Raw genomic sequence first — 17,042 nt, 5'->3', positions numbered from 1 at the left:
ACAGTGGGCGGGGTGAGGTCTCATCCCGCCCGCTGGCTCGCCGGGCTCGCCGTCGTCGCGCTGCTGCTCGCCGGCGGGGCGTGGTGGGTCGGCGGGCGCTCGGCGACGCGCGGCCCGGAGGAGGCGGAGGGGTCGGCGGGTCCTGCGGCTTCCTCGGCGCGGTCGTGGCTGTCGTCCGGTCCGTCGCACGGTCGGGCGGGCGCCGTACGCCCGGTGGCCGCGGCGTTGCCTGCCGCCGACGTCCTGCGTGCCTGGGACGGCCGGCGGGCGGAGGCGTTCGCGGCCGGGGACCTCGCCGCGCTCGGGCGGCTCTACGTGCCGGGGTCCCGGGCCGGTACGGCGGACCGCGCGCTGTTGCGGGGGTACCTGGACCGCGGGCTGCGCGTCGAGGGGATGCGGGTGCAGGTGCTCGCGCTCGACGTGCTCGCCCGGCGGCCCGGGTCGCTGCGGCTGCGGGTGACCGACCGGCTCGTCGGCGCCGTCGCGGTGGGGGAGAGCGGGCGGGTCGCGCTGCCCCGGGACGAGGCGAGCACCCGCGTCGTCGTACTCCGCCGGCTCGCTGCCACGGCCCGGCCGGACGGAGCACCGGGGCTGTGGCGGGTGGCGTCGGTCAGGTCGTCATCGCCGATGCGAGGCGATCGTTGAGCGTGGGCTGCTCGAAGACGAAGCCGTCGGCCTCGAGACGGGCCGGCTCGAGCCGGACCGAGCTGAGCAGCTCGTTGGAGAGCTCGCCCAGGAACTTGCGCATCGGCCACTTCGGCGCCCGGATCAGCGTCGGCCGGTTGAGCATGCGACCGAGCTCCTTGGTGAACTCCGCGTTCGTGGTCGGGTTCGGTCCCGTGAGGTTGTAGACGCCCTTGCAGGTGTCGGTGGTCGCGAGGAAGGTGGCCGCGCGGACCCAGTCGTTGAGCGAGATGGTGGGGAAGTACTGCCGGCCGTCGCCGATCGGCCCGCCGAGGCCGGCGCGGAACTGCAGGATCATCGGCTTGAGCGCGCCGCCGCTCTTGTGCAGCACGACAGCGGTGCGCATGATGCAGACCCGCGCCCCGGCGTCGGCAGCGGGCTGTGCGGCGTCCTGCCAGTCGAGGGTGATCCGGCCGAGCGTCGTGTCGCCGGGGGTGGAGGAGTCCTCGGTGAGGACCTCGTCGCCGCGGTCGCCGTACCCGGCGACGCCGTTCTGCACGAGGAACGTCGGCTTCCCGGAGGAGCGGGCGATGGCGTCGGCCAGGGTGCGGGTCGTGGCGGTCCGGCTGTCGCGCAGCGTCCTCTTGTACGACGCGGTCCAGGGCCAGTGACCGATCGGTGCGCCCGCGAGGTTGGCGACGACGTCGGCGCTGTCGATGACCTGCTGGTCGACGTGTCCGGCGTAGGGGTCCCACTGCGACTCGTTGGCCGAGACGGCCTCCTCGCGGACCAGGCGGACGACGTCGTGGCCCTGACGCGCGAGGTGCTCGCGCCATGCCTGACCGAGGAAGCCGGACGCGCCGGCGACAACGATGCGCATGCGCACACTCTGACACGGGGCGCCAAGGAGGGTCGGCGTTGTCTGGCAGTGAGTAGAGTGCGCGTCCGTGCCCCCTTCGACGCCGCCCCCGCCGGACGACGCGGCGGTCGACGGCGTGGTCGACGGCGCCGTGCGGGAGCGGGTCGCCTGCTACGTCGTACGCGACCTCGGTGACGGGCTCGAGCTGCTCGTGTTCGACCACGTCGACTTCCCCGACGCGGGGACGCAGGTACCCGCCGGCGGCATGGACCCCGGGGAGTCGGTCTCCGAGGCGGCGACGCGGGAGGTGTCCGAGGAGTGCGGTCTGTCGACCGTGGCGGTGGTCCGGGAGCTCGGTACGTCGGACCGGCCGCACGCGGAGACCGGTCGGGCGCAGCACACCACCTACGTGCTCGCCACGACCACCGACGCGCGACCCGGCTGGACGTGGCGCGTCGGCGGGAACGGCGAGGACGAGGGCCTGCTCTTCCGGTGCTGGTTCACGCCGCTGCCGCTCGACGGGGTCGAGCTGTCCGGGCACCAGGATGAGTTCCTCAGCACCCTCTGACGCCGTCGGCCGAGCACTCGGTCTGTGCTCGGTCGGGACGGCGCCAGTCCGCGCGCATCCAATCGACGCCTCCACTCAGCCACGCTCTTGACTTGGGCCGCGTCCGCTCGGCGCGGGCGTCGACTCCTGGGTCTCCTTCACGCGTACCGCAGCTTCTTCCTGGTCGAGCGGTCGGGTCGGGCGTCACCGCTGAGGGCACCTCTTGTGGGTGGAAGGTCGGTCGATCCTGGGGCCTCGCGTGGAGTCTGGAATCTCTTTGCACAGCTGGGGATCTGCCTGGTTCCGGGCGCCCGGAAAGTGTCGGTGGTCGGTCGTAGGTTGGTGATCATGGAGGCGGTGATCGAGGACCAGGACGCGGCGGGGACGCTGGCGTCGCTGGCGCGTCTTCGTCGGGTCCGGGTGGAGGCGGAGCGGGACGTGTTCTTGCTGGTGGCGCACTTCGCGGACCTGTGCCACGCCGACTCGGTGCAGCGGTCCGCGGCGAGGGCGGGCCGGGTGTTCACCGGGATGGAGCGGGCGGTGTGCCTGGGTGGGGTGGGGACGCCGCTGGTGCGGGAGTTCGCCGCCTCGGAGGTGGCCGGGGAGCTGGAGATCTCCAGCTACGCCGCGCGGGCGCTGCTGGCCGACGTCCTCGACGTGCGGCACCGGCTGCCGCGGCTGTGGGCCCGGGTGACCGCGTGTGAGGTGGCGACGTGGGTGGCGCGGAAGGTCGCGGTCGCGACCCGGGACCTGACACCCGAGCAGGCGTTGTTCGTCGATGCCGGGGTGGCGGAGTACGCCGACGGGCGGCTGTCGTGGTCGAGGTTCGAGACGGTGCTGGAGGCCCGGGTCGTGGAGGCGGACCCGGAGGCGGCGGCGGCGCGGGAGGCGGCGGCCGCGGCGGAGCAGTTCGCGAAGGTCGGCCGGTCCAACGAGCACGGCCAGAAGACGCTGTACGTGAGGTCCACCGCGGCGGTGATCACCCGGATCGACGCCACCTTGGACTACCTGTGCCAGGCGCTGCGGGCGCTCGGGGAGACCGAGAACGCGGACGAGCTGCGGGTGAAGGCGATGTTGCTGCTCGCCAACCCGCTCCAGGCCGTCGAGCTGCTCACCGCCTACAAGCACGCCCACAGCAGAGGTACGACCGCCCCCGCCGCAGACACGCCTGGCTCAGGCGCGGCTTCCGCTGCGGGTGGTCCGGCTCCCGGACAACGCACCGGAGCAAGCGGCTCGACGTTCGGTGGTTCGGACGAGGACGAGGACATGCCGCTGCCGTTCGACGGCCCGGCGTCTGGTCCGGCATCCAGCACCACCCCGGATTCAGGGTCGGACTCGATGTCTGGGCCGGATGCCGGGCCGCCGAGGCTCGGCGAGCACGACCTGCACCCGGGCGAGAACGACGCCGACGACCCACCCGACCCCGGCCAGGGGACAGCTCTGCCCTGCCCCACCTGCGGCGCAGGTCCAGCGTGGGGCGGCTCGACGTCACCACCGGCCAGCGGCGCACAGTCGTCACCGACAGGGGACCCGTCACCGTTCACCCGGCCGGCATGGTTCCGGTCCGCCGACCTGCCCGCACCCGCCGCCGGGCGTGGGCACGTGGTCGGGGTGGATTGGGCCCGGCTGTTGCCCACGGTGACCCTGTACGTGCACCTGACCGACCACACCCTGGCCACCGGCCACGGGGTCGCCCGCTGGGAGGGCGAGGGGCCGGTCTCGGCGCGGTACGTCCGGGACTTCCTCGGCCCGACCAGTCGGTTCACCATCAAGCCGGTGATCGACCTCGCCGGCCAGGCGGCCGTGGACGCCTACGAGGTCCCGGACCGGCTCCGCGAGGCGGTGCACCTGCGTACCCCGGCGGACGTGTTCCCGTACGCGTCGAACACCAGCCGCCGGATGGACCTCGACCACACCCGGCCCTACCGGCACACGGCGTCGGCAGGGCAGACCCGGATGGACAACCTCGGCCCGCTCGGCCGGTTCCATCACCGGGTCCGCACCCACGGCAACTGGGCCGTCGAACAGCCCTTCCCGGGCATCTACCTCTGGCGCGCACCACACGGCAGCATCTACCTCGTCGACCACACCGGAACCCGCAAGGTCACCGACCCCTGGACCAAGTCGGCGACCAGTCAGAACGACCACACTGACGGCGCGAGAGACGACACAGAAGACGGCCTCGCGACGCTCACCCCGCTCGAGACCCACTTCGCCCTGATCATCAGCGAAGGCGCAGCCTGACCTCCGAGCTATCGCTCGCCGCAGAACGCTTCATCCCTCGACCAGAAATCTGCTCGACCGCCACCGTCCCGGAGCTTCCACTTGCGTCTGCCGCGCGGACTTCGGCCCGAGCCAGGGCTCGCTCGAGTTCCGCCGTCGACCCATGACCGTCCCGGAGCTTCCGCCTGGGTCTGCCGCGCGGACTTCGGCCCGAGCCAGGGCTCGCTCGAGTTCCGCCGTCGACCCATGACCGCCCCGGGGTCGACGTCATGCAGGTCCGGAGACGCAACGACGCCCGCTGCCGAGTCGGCAGCGGGCGTCGTCCACGACTGGACTTCCGGTCAGACGTCGAACTTCCCGGACTCGAGACGCGCCTTCACGTCGCTGAGGAAGCGAGCCGCGTCGGCACCGTCCACGAGGCGGTGGTCGTAGGTGAGCGCGAGGTACACCATGCGACGTACCGCGATCGTCTCGCCGAGGTTCGGGTCGTCGATCACGACGGCCCGCTTCACGACCGAGCCGGTGCCGAGGATGGCTACCTGCGGCTGGTTGATGATCGGGGTGTCGAACAGCGCGCCACGGCTACCGGTGTTGGTCAGCGTGAACGTGCCGCCGGACAGGTCGTCCGGACCGATCTTGTTGGTGCGGGTCCGCTCGGCGATGTCGGCGATCTTGCGGGCGAGCCCGGCGATCGACAGGTCGCCGGCGTCCTTGATCACCGGGGTCAGCAGACCCTTCTCGGTGTCGACCGCGATCGCGAGGTTCTCGTGGTCGAAGTAGGTGACCTCGCCCTTCTCCGTGTCGATCGCGGCGTTGAGCGAGGGGTGCTGCTTGAGCGCGTCGATCGAGGCCTTGGCGAAGAACGGCATGAACGAGAGCTTCACGCCCTCGCGCTTGGCGAAGTCGTCCTTGACCTTGTCACGCAGCCGCGAGATCGAGGTGACGTCGACCTCGACCACGGTGGTGAGCTGCGCCGAGGTCTGCAGCGACTCGACCATGCGGGTCGCGATGACCTTGCGCAGCCGGCTGAGCTTCTCGGTCTTGCCGCGCAGCGGGCTGGGCGCACCGGACGGAGCCTCGGCACCCGCACCGGAGGCGGCAGCCGGAGCAGCCGGGGCCGCGGGAGCCTCGGGGGCAGCGGCGGCCTCCTTCTGCGCCTTGGCGGCGTCGAGCACGTCCTGCTTGCGGATCCGGCCACCGACACCGGTGCCCTGGATCTGCGCGAGGTCGACACCCTGGTCGGCCGCCATCTTGCGCACGAGCGGCGTGACGTACGCGCCGTCACCGGACGATGCCGCGGGAGCCGCCTGCTCGGCGGGAGCCTCCTGCGCAGCCGGCGCCTGCTGCGGCGCGGCGGCCGGGGCCTCTGCCTTCGGCTCCTCGACCTTCGGGGCCTCCTGGGTCTGCGTCGCGCCCTGGGCTGCGCCGTCGGACTGGTCGCTCTCGTCGGCGGGCTTCTCCTCCTCGGCGGGCGCCTCCTGCGGGGCCGGGGCGGCAGCCTCCTCCTGCGGAGCGGCGACGCCGGAGCCGATCATGGCCAGCTCGGCGCCGACCTCGACCGTCTCGTCCTCCTGGACCTTGATCTCGAGCAGCTTGCCCGCGACGGGGGAGGGGATCTCGGTGTCGACCTTGTCGGTGGAGACCTCGAGCAGCGGCTCGTCGACGGCGACGTCGTCACCGACCTGCTTGAGCCAGCGGGTCACGGTGCCCTCGGTGACGGACTCGCCGAGCGCGGGGAGCGTGACCGGCGTACCGGCGGCGGCGCTGGTGCCGGCCTGCGACGACTCGACCTCGGGCTTGGTGTCGGCGGAGCCGGGAGCGGTCTCCTGCGCGGGAGGCGTGGGCTCGGTCTTGGCAACGGGTACGTCGCCCTGCGGCTCGGTCTGCGCGGGAGCGCCCTGCTCCTCCTCGGACCCGGCCGAGACGGACTCGGCCGGAGCGGACTCGGCCGGAGCGGACTCCTCCGCTGCCTCCTGCTCGCCGCCGCCACCGGAGCCGGCGCTCTCGCCCTCGTCGCCGATCGTGGCCAGCTCGGCGCCGACCTCGACGGTTTCGTCCTCCTGGACCTTGATCTCGAGAAGGGTGCCCGCGACCGGTGAGGGGATCTCGGTGTCGACCTTGTCGGTCGAGACCTCCAGCAGCGGCTCGTCGACCGCCACTTGGTCGCCTGGCTGCTTCAGCCAGCGGGTGACGGTGCCTTCGGTGACGGACTCACCGAGGGCGGGAAGGGTGACTGAGGTCGCCATTGCGTTCCTTCGCTTCTTGTCGGCTGTGGTGCTCGCTGGTCGTGGTCTTGATCAGGAGTGTGCGTGGAGAGGCTTGCCGGCCAGGGCCAGGTGCGCCTCGCCGAGCGCCTCGTTCTGGGTGGGGTGGGCGTGGACGAGTGGTGCGACGTCCTCGGCGTAACCCTCCCAGTTGTAGATGAGCTGCGCCTCTCCGACGAGCTCACCGACGCGGGCGCCGACCATGTGGACGCCCACGACCGGACCGTCCTTCTGGCGGACGAGCTTGACGAAGCCCTGGGTCTTGAGGATCTGGCTCTTGCCGTTGCCCCCGAGGTCGTAGGTCAGCGACTCGACCTGGTCCTCGCCGAACTTCTCCTTGGCCGCAGCCTCGTTGAGGCCGACCGAGGCGACCTCCGGCTCGGAGTAGGTGACGCGCGGGATGCCCGCCTCGTCGATGGGGGTGGGGTCGAGGCCGGCGATGTCCTCGGCCACGAAGATGCCCTGCTGGAAACCGCGGTGCGCCAGCTGCAGGCCGGGGACGATGTCGCCGACGGCGTACACGTTCTCGACGTTGGTGCGGCACCGCTCGTCGGTGAGGACGAAGCCGCGGTCCATGGACACGCCCTGTTCCTCGTAGCCGAGCCCCTGGGTCGTGGGCCCGCGGCCCACGGCGACGAGCAGCAGTTCGGCCTCGATGGTCTCGCCGCCCTCGACGGTCACGCGGACACCGGTGTCGGTGTGCTCGACGCTCTTGAAGGGGGTGCCCACCTTGAAGTCGATCTTGCGCTTGCGGAACGCCCGCTCGAGCTGCTTCGAGATCGCCTCGTCCTCGGCCGCCACGAGCCGGGGGAGCGCCTCGACGATCGTGACGTTCGCGCCGAAGGACTTCCAGACCGAGGCGAACTCGCAGCCGATGACACCGCCGCCGAGCACGATCGCGGAGTCGGGCACGCGGTCCAGGGTCAGCGCGTGCTCCGACGTCATCACGCGACGGCCGTCGACCTCGAGGCCGGGCAACGATTTGGAGTAGGAGCCCGAGGCGAGGACGACGTGCCGGCCGACGAGCCGCCGGCCGTTGACCTCGACGGTGTTCGGCGCGACGAGCTTGCCCTCGCCCTCGACGACGTTGATGCCGCGGTGGTTGATGAGGCCGGTCAGGCCCTTGTACAGGCGGGAGACGACACCGTCCTTGTACTTGTTCACCCCGGCCATGTCGATGCTCTCGAAGGTGGCGTTGACGCCGAACTGCTCCGACTCGCGGGCGGAGTCGGCGACCTCGGCCGCGTGCAGCAGTGCCTTGGTGGGGATGCAGCCGACGTGGAGGCAGGTGCCGCCGAGCTTGTTCTTCTCGACGAGGGCGACGGTGAGGCCGAGCTGCGACGCGCGGAGCGCGCACGCGTAGCCGCCGCTACCGGCGCCGAGGATCACCACATCGAAGTTGTTGCCGGCGTTGTCCGCCACCCGTTCCTCCGGTCATGTTCAGCTGTCAGGGGTTCGCCTGTCCGGGGTCATCTTTCCACCAATCCCGTCCATGTCTACACCGGCCCTCAAGACGTGGCGCCGACCGCGCAAACGGGGCGACGTTCAGCGAATCCTTGGGAAGGTGGGCCACACTGTGGAAATGGGTTTGATGGACCGGCTGAGGCGTGGTCGTCGCAGGCGGATGAGCCGTCCTCGTGGGCGTGGTCCGACGACGGTCCGCGCGTCCGACAGCGCCGACGAGAAGCACCTCGCCGACTTCGCGAGCACCCGCCGCGGTGTCGAGGGCTTCGTCGAGCCGCGGACCGCGGTCACCGACGTCACGCTGATGCTCGTCGCACACGACGGGGAGTGGACGCGGCGTCGCGTCCCCTCGGTCGAGTGGGCCCACTCCTTCGCGAACAAGCACGGCGTCCCGTCGTACGACGCGGCGGTGGTCGGCTACCCAGCCCGGATGCGGGAGTACAACCGCCGGCAGAAGGACGCCGGCAGCTGAGCCGCACCGCGCCGCACCCTCAGAGGGCGCGACGCCGCACGGGCCAGCCGCCGGCTCCGGCGGGCTCAGCCGCACGTCACTTCTTCTCGGACAGCTCCCGCGCCAGCTCCACCAGCGTCGCCACGGACATGCCCGTGCCACCGGCCGGGGTGTACCCGTGCGGGCCGTGGCCGTTGAACGCCGGCCCCGCGATGTCGAGGTGCGCCCACCGGGTGTCGCCCACGAACTCGCGCAGGAACGCCGCCGCGTAGAGCGCGCCGCCCCACCGCTCGGTGTTGTGCTGCGCCAGGTCGGCCACCTTGGTGTTGGTGCGGACCTTCTCGCGCATCTCCTCGGGGATCGGCAGCGGCCACAGCGCCTCGCCGACCCGGGCGGCGGCGGCCTGCACCGTGTGGATGAGCTCGTCGTCGTTGCCGAGCAGGCCCGCCACGCGGTCGCCGAGCGCCACCACGCAGTGCCCGGTCAGCGTCGCCACGTCGACGATCACGTCGGGCTCGTTCTCGGTCGCCTTCACCAGGGCGTCCGCGAGGATGAGCCGGCCCTCGGCGTCGGTGTTGAGCACCTCGACGGTCTTGCCGCCGTACATCGTGAGCACGTCGCCGGGCCGGGTCGCGCTGCCCGACACCATGTTCTCGGCCATCGGCGCGAACGTGGTGACCGCGATGGGCAGGCCGAGCTCGGCGATCGCGAAGGTCGCCGCGACCACGGCGGCGGCGCCGGCCATGTCGCACTTCATCGTCATCATCGACGGACCGGGCTTGATCGAGAGGCCGCCCGAGTCGTAGGTGATGCCCTTGCCGACCAAGGCCAGGTGCGTCTTCGCGCCGCGCGGCTTGTAGGTGAGCTGCACCAGTCGCGGCGGGTTCGCCGACCCGCGGCCGACCCCGATGATGCCGCCGCAGCCCTCGGCCTCGAGCGTGGCCGCGTCGGTCACCTTCACGGTCACCTTGGAGGCCTTCTTCTCCTTCTTGGTCTGCGTCACCGCGGCGGCGAACTTCTCCGGGGTGAAGTCGCCCGGGGGAGTGTTCACCCAGTCGCGGGTGAGGGCCGTGGCGGCGGCGACGACCTGCGCGGTCTCCAGCGCGGTCACGGCCTCCTTGTTCCGGGCCAGGTCGGTGAGCACGACGACCTCACCCGGCGCTTCGTCGCTCTTGCTGGTCTTGAACTCCGTGAACGCGTAGGTGCCGAGCAGGAAGCCCTCGGCGACCGCGCGCACGTGGTCGGCGTCCGGGGTCGGCAGCGCCAGCGCGACGTTCGCGGCGTTGGAGACGGAGCGCGCCGCGGCACCGGCCGCGCGGCGGACCTTCTCCGGCGTCAGATTCTCGGCCTCACCGAGGCCCACGAGGATCATCAGCGGCGAGCGCAGGGTGCCGCCGGTGGGAATCTTCGCGACCTCGCCCGGCTTGCCCTCGAAGCCCACCGTCGACAGCAGCGGGCGGAACTTCCGGCCGTACGCCGACGCGATCCCCTCGCCTCCGGGAGCAGCCTCCAGACCCTTCTTGGTCCGGACCACGCCGGCGACCACCACGTCGCACTTGGTCTTGTCGGCTGCGCCCTTGTGCAGGCTGTAGCTCGTCACGTCGGGTTGACCCCCATGTCCTGTAAATCGCAGTTGCGTTCCCGGCATGCTAGCCGCCGTCGGCCCCCGATCCCACTGAGGTAGGTTCCCCGCATGCGTCCTGTCGAGTCTCGCCGCGGTTCCGCGCTCCGTCAGTCCGCCCTGCACGACCGCCATGTGGCGCTCGGGGCCAAGCTCGCCGAGTTCGGCGGGTGGGAGATGCCGCTGGAGTACACCGGCGTGGTCAAGGAGCACACGGCGGTCCGCGAGGCGGTCGGCGTGTTCGACGTCAGCCACCTGGGCAAGGTGGTCGTCCGCGGCCCGGGCGCCGCCGCGCTGATCAACTCGACGCTCACCAACGACCTCGCCAAGATCGCCCCCGGCAAGGCGCAGTACACCCTGTGCTGCGACCCCGAGACCGGCGGCATCGTCGACGACCTGATCGTCTACCTGCACAGCGACGAGCGGGTCTTCCTGGTCCCCAACGCCGCCAACACCGCCGAGGTCGTACGACGCCTCGCCGCCGAGGCGCCGGACGGGATCGAGATCGACGACAACCACGACACGCACTCGATCCTCGCGGTCCAGGGGCCGCGGTCCGACGAGCTGCTCCAGGCCGCGGGCCTCCCCGTCGGCCACGAGTACATGTCGTTCGTCGAGGCCGAGTTCGACGGCACCCCCGTGGTGGTCTGCCGCACCGGCTACACCGGCGAGCGCGGTTACGAGCTGGTCGTGCCCGACGAGGTGGTCGGGCTCCTGTGGGACACCCTGTTCGCCGCGGGGGAGAAGTACGGCGTCACCGCCTGCGGCCTCGGCGCCCGCGACACGCTGCGCACCGAGATGGGCTACCCGCTGCACGGGCAGGACATCACCCGCGACGTCACGCCCAACGAGGCGCGCCTCGGCTGGGCGGTCGGCTGGAAGAAGGACCGGTTCTGGGGCCGGTCGGTGCTGCTGGAGGAGAAGGAGGCCGGGCCGCGGCGCGTGCTGCGCGGGCTCGTCGCCACCGGCCGGGGCATCCCGCGACCGGGCATGCGGGTGCTGCTGGTGTCCGATGTGCCGCTCGGCGAGGTCACCTCGGGGACGTTCTCCCCGACCCTGCGCAAGGGCATCGGCCTGGCGCTCATCGCTACGCAGGTCGGCGAGGGGCAGGAGGTGTCGGTCGACGTACGCGGGCGCCGCGAGGTCTTCACGGTCACCCGGCCCCCGTTCGTGACCCCCGGCGTCCGCGAGAGCTGACCGCGCCGTCCGGCGTCAGAGCAGGACCGTCAGCGCGACCAGCGCCACGGTGAACGTCACCTCGACGCACGCGCCCAGCACGTCGCCGGTCACGCCGCCGAGGCGGACCACGCAGCGGCGGAGCAGGAGCAGCCCGGCGGCGAGCGCGACCGCCACCGCGGCGCCGGTCCGCAGAAGGACCCCGGGCTCGAGCGACTGCGGCCCCGGGGTGACCAGCGCCGCGAGGGTGGTCACCGCCGCGGCCAGCCCCACCGCCAGCAGCAGCTGCCCCCACGACACCGTCCCCGCGACGGCCTGACCGAGCCCGTCGCGGCGCGCCGCCGGCACCCCGCGCAGGCAGACCACGGGTAGGACGAGCCGGCTCGCCACCAGGGCCGGCACGAGCGCTGCGACCCCGTGCCCCTCGGCGACGAGCTCCGCGAGCGCGAGCACCTGCACCAGCAGCACGAGCACCAGCGTCACCACGCCGAACGGCCCGACGTCGCCCTTCCGCATCACCTCCAGCGCCTGCGGTGCGGGCTTGCCGGACCCCAGGCCGTCGGCGGTGTCCGCGAGCCCGTCCAGGTGCATCGCCCGGGTGAGCACGGCGAGCAGGGCGACCGTGAGCGCAGCCGCCGGCGCCGGCTGTAGGGCGGGCGTCGCGGTGCGGTCGCCGGCGGCCAGCCAGAGGAGCAGCCCGGCGGGCACCGCGAGCACCAGTCCGACGAGGGGGGCCAGGGTCATGGCCCAGGACCCGACCCGCCGGTCCACCACGCGGGGCGGCGGTGTGGGCAGCACGGTCAGCGTGCCGAACGCGAGCCGGAGGGCGTCCATGCCAGGTGGGTAGCGCACCGCAGTCACAGGCCGACGACGCGACCCGCCGCGCACCAGCGCACGTCCTCGGTCTCGGCGGCGACCCGGGTGTTGACCCGGCCCATCAGGTCGCGGAAGCGGCGACCCGCCGTGGTCTCGGGCACGACGCCCTGGCCCACCTCGTTCGACACCGCGACCACCCGGCGGGAGGTACGGCGCCAGGCGGCGACGAGCTCGTCGACCTCGGCCAGCACCGCCTTCTCCCCGGAGGCCGCCCAGGTGTCGTCGTCCCAGGCGTCGTGCCGGTCCATCACCCGGGTGAGCCACAGGGTCAGGCAGTCCACGAGCAGCGGGCCGCCGGGCGCGTCCAGCAGCGCGACCAGGTCGAGGGTCTCGAGCGTCGCCCAGTGCGCGGGACGCCGGTCACGGTGCGCGCGCAACCGCTCGTCCCACTCGGCGTCGCCGCTGCCGGAGGGGTAGGAGGTGGCGACGTAGGTGACGTCGGCCTCGGCGGCGAGCAGCCGCTCCGCCTCCCGGGACTTGCCCGACCGGGCGCCACCCAGCACGAGCGTCCGCCGCGGCAGGCCGGCGCGCGGACCGACGGGCGGCGCGCCGACCGCCTCGGGCCGCGCCGGCAGGTGCGCGCCGTCGTCGACGGTGCGGGCGCCCCACGCGGCCAGCCGCCGCGCCAGCTCCGGGCCGGGCGGGTTGTGGTGCGAGAGGTGGACCGCGACCACGTCGGTGCGCTCGGTGACCGCACCGGCCTCGCGCAGCCGGCGCACCTGGTCGGCGAAGGCGGGCAGGTCGAGGTGGTCGGTGCCGTGCTCGGTGAAGTCCCCGAAGGTCTCCTCCATCAGCACCAGGTCGAAGGCGGCGCCGCGGACGGCGGCCACCGTCGCGTCGGGCAGCGGCCCGGTGTCGGTGGCGTAGAGGAGCCGGCCGCCCGGGGCGGTGACGTCGTACAGCACCGCCGAGCCCGGGCTGCCGTGCCGCGCGTCGAGGACGCGGACGTCGTACCCGCCGACCCGGTGCCGGTCGCCCGGCCGCACCGTCACGAAGTTCACGGGGGAGTCCGGGGCGACCCACATCCGGCAGGCCTCGACGACCTCCGGCGGGCCGAGCACGTCGAGCGGCGGGTCGCCGACCCAGGACCGGAACAGCAGGAACGCCGGCGCGCAGTGGTCGGGGTGCCGGTGGGTGATCAGCACGTGCCGCAGCCCGGTGAGGTCGAGGCCGAGGCGCTCGACGGCGCGCGGGGTCTCCGGGCCGCAGTCGAGCAGCAGCCGGCCGTCGACCAGCGCGGAGGTCTGCCCGCGCACCCGCCCGGACGCCCGCTGCGCGGTGCACGACGCGCAGCCGCAGAACGGGTTGGGCCAGCCGTCGGCCGACCCGGTGCCGAGCGCCACCACGTCCAGCCGGGAGCCGTCGGTGCGGGTCATCGCTGGAACACCACCGGTACGTCGAACGCGGCGCGTCGCGCGGCCCGCCGCAGGGCTCGGAGCAGCGCGCTCCCGGCGAGGGCGAGCACGAGCAGCGACATCGTGGCGCGGCCGAGGTCCCACAGCAGGGAGGTGGTCAGGTAGAACACGCCGTACCGCTGCAGGTTGGCCGCGAGCGGGTCGCCGGCGACGTAGCTGACCTCGGGGCCGTAGGAGGCGAACGGCCAGAACCAGATGTTCATCACCATGCCGAACACCAGCCCGGAGACGAACCCGTAGCCGGCGAGCAGGCCCACCTCGGTGCGGCCCTCGGCGCGCGGCAGGCAGCCGGCGAAGAAGCCGACCCAGCCCGCGGCCATCATCTGGAACGGCAGCCACGGCCCCACGCCGCCGGTGATCAGCGACCCGGTGAACAGGGTGGTGGCCCCGAGCACGAACCCGAAGCCGCGCCCGAAGACCCGGCCGCCGAGGATGATCACCGCGAAGCTCGGCTCCAGCCCGGCGGTGCCCGGCCCGAGGGCCCGCAGCGCGCCGCCGACGGCCGACAGCATGCCGAGCATCGCCACCGCCTTGGCGTCCATCCCGCCCGAGGTCAGCTCGGAGAGCACGATCGCGGCGAGCAGCGGCAGGATCGCCACGAACAGGAACGGTGCGTCACCGGAGTGGGAGCTGTCCAGCGCGCTGCCCGGGGCGACGAAGAACGGCCAGCAGAACCCGACCAGGCCGACCGCGGAGACCACCGCCAGCGCCAGCGCGGACCGGCCGCGCAGCGGGACGAGGTCGGTGGCCCTCACGGCCGCGACACCGTGGTGACGCCGGCGAGCGCCACCGCCACGTCGGTCGGGGTGAGCCAGGTCTGCGGCGCGAGGATCTTCGCGACCTGCGGCGCGAACGCGGGGGAGGAGACCACCACGTCGCGCACCGGCCCGTCGGCGACGACCTCGCCATCGGCGAGTACGGCGACCCGGGTGGCGACCTCCGCGACCAGCTCCACGTCGTGCGTGGCGAGCATGACCGCGTGCCCGCGCGATGCCAGGTCCCGCAGGATCTCCACGAGGCGGTGCTTGGCCGTGTAGTCGAGGCCGCGGGTCGGCTCGTCGAGGAGCACCAGCGGTGGGCGCGCGGCGAGCACGATGGCCAGCGCCAGGGTCAGCCGCTGTCCCTCCGACAGGTCGCGCGGGTGCTGCCCGGGCGGGACGCCGGGCGAGAGTCGCTCGAACAGGGCGACGGTGGTGCCCGACGGGACCCCGGCGTCCTTGTCGGCCTGCGTGCACTCGCGGGCGACGGTGGACTCGTAGAGCAGGTCGCCGGGGACCTGCGGCACCAGGCCGACGTGTCGCAGCAGCCGTGCCGGCTTGAGCGCGGCGGGATCCTCGCCCCCGACCCGGACCCGCCCGCTCGACGGCTTCCGCATGCCGACCAGGGTCTTGAGCAGCGTGGACTTCCCGGCGCCGTTGCGGCCCATCAGGGCGACCACCTCGCCGCCGCGCAGCGTCACGGAGACGCCCTTGAGCACGGGAACCTGCCGGTAGCCGGCGACCACGTCCGACAGCCCGGCGACGACCTCACCGGCGCCGTCGGCCGCCTCGTGGCCCGGGGGGACCAGCCCGTCGAGCAGGGCGCGGAGCGGGGCGGCCCTGCGCCGGGCGTCGCGCACCGAGAGCGGCAGCGGCTGCCATCCGGCGACCCGGCCGAGCTCCACGACCGGCGGTGCGACGGGAGAGTGCTGGAGCATCTCGTCGGGCGTCCCGTCGGACACCGGCCTCCCGCCGCCGGGGACCAGGACCACCCGGTCGGCGTACTGGACGACGCGCTCGAGGCGGTGCTCCGCGAGGACGACGGTGAGCCCGAGGTCGTGCACGAGGCGCTGGAGGGTGGCGAGCACCTCCTCCGCGGCGAGCGGGTCGAGGGCGGAGGTGGGCTCGTCGAGCACCAGCACCCGGGGGTGCGTGGTGAGCACGGCGCCGATCGCGACGCGCTGCTGCTGGCCGCCGGAGAGGTCCGTCAGCTGCCGGTCGCGGAGCTCCGCGAGCCCGAGCAGGTCGAGGGTCTCCTCCACCCGCTTGCGCATCACGTCGGCGGGCAGCCCGAGCGACTCCATGCCGTAGGCGAGCTCGTCCTCGACGGTGTCGGTCACGAAGCCGGCAAGCGGATCCTGCCCGACGAAGCCGACCACCTCGGCCAGGTCACGGGGCCGGTGGTCGCGGGTGTCGCGGCCGTCCACGACGACCCGGCCGGCGAGGGTGCCGCCCGAGAAGTGCGGGACCAGGCCGTTGATCGCGCGCAGCAGCGTGGTCTTGCCGGACCCGGTGCGCCCGACGACCAGGCACAGCTCGCCCTCGGGGATGGCCAGGGTGACGTCGCGGAGCACCGGGGTGCTCTCGCCGGAGAAGGTGATGGTGACGCCGTCGAACTCGATCACGCGGCCACCTCCACGGTCTCGGTGCGCGCCGGCGCCGCGGGCGCGGGACGCGGCAGGGGAGGGGCGAGGAACGCCGGCAGTGCCGCCACACCGATGCCCAGGCAGGCGAGCAGGGGGACCGGCGGGACCGCGGTGACGCTGGCCAGCACCAGGGCAGCGGGGTCGACCGCGAGGGTGACGAACATGGTGACCGCGGCGACCAGGCCGCTGCCGGCCACCAGCCACTCGGGCAGCGCCCACGGGTCCGGGCGGTACTGGGACCGGCCGGTACGGCGGCCGCCGAAGTAGATCCCCCCGGCCGCGAGCACGGACCCGGTCAGCAGGGCCGGCATGCCGAGCCAGCCCGCGCTCGTGCCGGAGAGCAGGCCGTAGACCCCCACGCACACGCCCAGCAGTCCGCCGAAGACCAGGAGGCCGGTCAGCCGGCGCGAGACGCGGCCGGCGTCCGTCGTACGCCCGTAACCCCGGGAGTCCATGGCCGCGGCCAGCTCGACGGAGCGGTCCAGGGCACCCTCGAGCACCGGCATCGCCAGGCGCTTGAGGGCGCGCAGCCCGCCGCCGCTCTGTCCGCGGAGCCGGTGGGCGGCGCGGACCCGGGCGGCGTCGGTGACGAGCTGGGGCGCGAACGTGAGCGCGATGACCACCGCGACTCCTATCTCGTAGAGCGCCCCGGGGACCGAGCGGAGCAGCCGGCGCGCGCTGCCCAGGGAGTTCGCGGCGCCGACGCAGCACAGGATCGTGGCCAGCTGGAGACCCTCGTAGAACGCGCGGAGCACGGCCTCCAGGCTGACCACGCCGCCGAGCTTGAGGCCGGTGCTGCCCGCGACCGGGACCTCCGGGAGCGTGAACAGGACGGTCGGCCCCTGGGACCCCGAGGAGAGCAGGGACTGGAAGACGATGCGCACCGCGATGATCAGCAGCGCGAGCTTGAGGAAGGCGCCGTAGGAGTGCGCCCACGCGGCGTCGCTGCGGCGGGCGGCGACCACGAACCCGGTGACCGCGAGGATCAGCAGCAGCGGCACCGGGTTCAGCGTGCGGCTGGCCGCCGCGGCCAGGCCGAGCGCCCACAGCCACCAGGCCCCCGGATGCAGGATCCGGGGGAAGGTGACCAGGTTCTGGGGGCGCATCGGCGTGGCAGG

The 17,042-nt window shown here is 73.2% G+C and carries 14 protein-coding genes; 5 read left to right on the top strand and 9 right to left on the bottom strand.

The window, feature by feature from the left end:
* Positions 1-12: 12 nt before the first annotated feature.
* Positions 13-645 carry a hypothetical protein gene (locus K1X13_RS03335; protein ID WP_221023598.1) on the top strand — a complete coding sequence of 211 codons (633 nt, stop codon included), beginning with the start codon at positions 13-15 and terminating at the stop codon, positions 643-645.
* On the opposite strand, the gene K1X13_RS03330 is transcribed toward K1X13_RS03335, so the two are convergent.
* On the bottom strand, positions 611-1,504 hold the full coding sequence (locus K1X13_RS03330; RefSeq protein WP_221023597.1) for a TIGR01777 family oxidoreductase: 894 nt from the start codon (positions 1,502-1,504) through the stop codon (positions 611-613). The two genes, K1X13_RS03335 and K1X13_RS03330, sit on opposite strands and share 35 nt — an antisense overlap.
* A gap of 67 nt (positions 1,505-1,571) precedes the next feature.
* On the opposite strand from K1X13_RS03330, the gene K1X13_RS03325 reads away from it, so the two are divergent.
* Both K1X13_RS03325 and K1X13_RS03320 read left to right on the top strand, forming a co-directional pair.
* The gene (locus tag K1X13_RS03325) at positions 1,572-2,051 is read left to right on the top strand and encodes an NUDIX hydrolase (protein ID WP_221023596.1); all 480 of its coding nucleotides are present in this window, start codon (positions 1,572-1,574) and stop codon (positions 2,049-2,051) included.
* Positions 2,052-2,378: 327 nt separating this feature from the next.
* Positions 2,379-4,274 (top strand): proline-rich domain-containing protein, encoded by a 1,896-nt coding sequence (locus K1X13_RS03320; protein WP_221023595.1) that lies wholly within the window; start codon positions 2,379-2,381, stop codon positions 4,272-4,274.
* 320 nt (positions 4,275-4,594) lie between these two features.
* On the opposite strand, the gene sucB is transcribed toward K1X13_RS03320, so the two are convergent.
* Positions 4,595-6,499 (bottom strand): 2-oxoglutarate dehydrogenase, E2 component, dihydrolipoamide succinyltransferase, encoded by a 1,905-nt coding sequence (gene sucB / locus K1X13_RS03315; protein ID WP_221023594.1) that lies wholly within the window; start codon positions 6,497-6,499, stop codon positions 4,595-4,597.
* A gap of 51 nt (positions 6,500-6,550) precedes the next feature.
* Complete coding sequence (lpdA, locus tag K1X13_RS03310; RefSeq protein WP_221023593.1) at positions 6,551-7,939, bottom strand: dihydrolipoyl dehydrogenase; 1,389 nt, start codon at positions 7,937-7,939, stop codon at positions 6,551-6,553.
* Positions 7,940-8,141: 202 nt separating this feature from the next.
* Between lpdA and K1X13_RS03305 the strand changes: the two genes are divergently transcribed.
* A complete protein-coding gene (locus K1X13_RS03305; RefSeq protein WP_221023592.1) occupies positions 8,142-8,453 on the top strand; it encodes a hypothetical protein in 312 nt (103 codons plus the stop codon).
* A 76-nt stretch (positions 8,454-8,529) separates the two neighbouring features.
* Here K1X13_RS03305 and K1X13_RS03300 read toward each other — a convergent pair whose 3' ends face one another.
* The gene (locus K1X13_RS03300) at positions 8,530-10,032 is read right to left on the bottom strand and encodes a leucyl aminopeptidase (RefSeq protein ID WP_221023591.1); all 1,503 of its coding nucleotides are present in this window, start codon (positions 10,030-10,032) and stop codon (positions 8,530-8,532) included.
* A gap of 93 nt (positions 10,033-10,125) precedes the next feature.
* Between K1X13_RS03300 and gcvT the strand changes: the two genes are divergently transcribed.
* Positions 10,126-11,250 carry a glycine cleavage system aminomethyltransferase GcvT gene (gene gcvT / locus K1X13_RS03295; RefSeq protein ID WP_221023590.1) on the top strand — a complete coding sequence of 375 codons (1,125 nt, stop codon included), beginning with the start codon at positions 10,126-10,128 and terminating at the stop codon, positions 11,248-11,250.
* 15 nt (positions 11,251-11,265) lie between these two features.
* On the opposite strand, the gene K1X13_RS03290 is transcribed toward gcvT, so the two are convergent.
* Genes K1X13_RS03290 through K1X13_RS03265 form a run of 5 tightly spaced genes read right to left on the bottom strand, consistent with a single transcriptional unit; the run spans position 11,266 to position 17,030 of the window.
* Positions 11,266-12,063 (bottom strand): adenosylcobinamide-GDP ribazoletransferase, encoded by a 798-nt coding sequence (locus K1X13_RS03290; RefSeq protein WP_221023589.1) that lies wholly within the window; start codon positions 12,061-12,063, stop codon positions 11,266-11,268.
* Positions 12,064-12,086: 23 nt separating this feature from the next.
* Positions 12,087-13,481 (bottom strand): bifunctional adenosylcobinamide kinase/adenosylcobinamide-phosphate guanylyltransferase, encoded by a 1,395-nt coding sequence (locus K1X13_RS18975; protein ID WP_225914504.1) that lies wholly within the window; start codon positions 13,479-13,481, stop codon positions 12,087-12,089.
* Positions 13,478-14,275, bottom strand: a complete 798-nt coding sequence (locus K1X13_RS03275; RefSeq protein WP_308249367.1) for an ECF transporter S component — start codon at positions 14,273-14,275, stop codon at positions 13,478-13,480. Before K1X13_RS03275 ends, K1X13_RS18975 begins: the two co-directional genes overlap by 4 nt.
* On the bottom strand, positions 14,272-15,903 hold the full coding sequence (locus K1X13_RS03270; RefSeq protein WP_221023588.1) for an ABC transporter ATP-binding protein: 1,632 nt from the start codon (positions 15,901-15,903) through the stop codon (positions 14,272-14,274). Before K1X13_RS03270 ends, K1X13_RS03275 begins: the two co-directional genes overlap by 4 nt.
* Entirely contained in the window at positions 15,900-17,030 is a 1,131-nt protein-coding gene (locus tag K1X13_RS03265) for a CbiQ family ECF transporter T component (RefSeq protein WP_221023587.1), read from the bottom strand. Before K1X13_RS03265 ends, K1X13_RS03270 begins: the two co-directional genes overlap by 4 nt.
* Between the last annotated feature and the right edge of the window lie 12 nt (positions 17,031-17,042).

It is taken from the genome of Nocardioides jiangsuensis, assembly GCF_019679455.1.
GTDB classification, from domain to species: domain Bacteria; phylum Actinomycetota; class Actinomycetes; order Propionibacteriales; family Nocardioidaceae; genus Nocardioides_C; species Nocardioides_C jiangsuensis.
The sequence above is the reverse complement of the archived record's forward strand: the minus strand, read 5'-3'. Positions and strand labels throughout refer to the sequence as shown.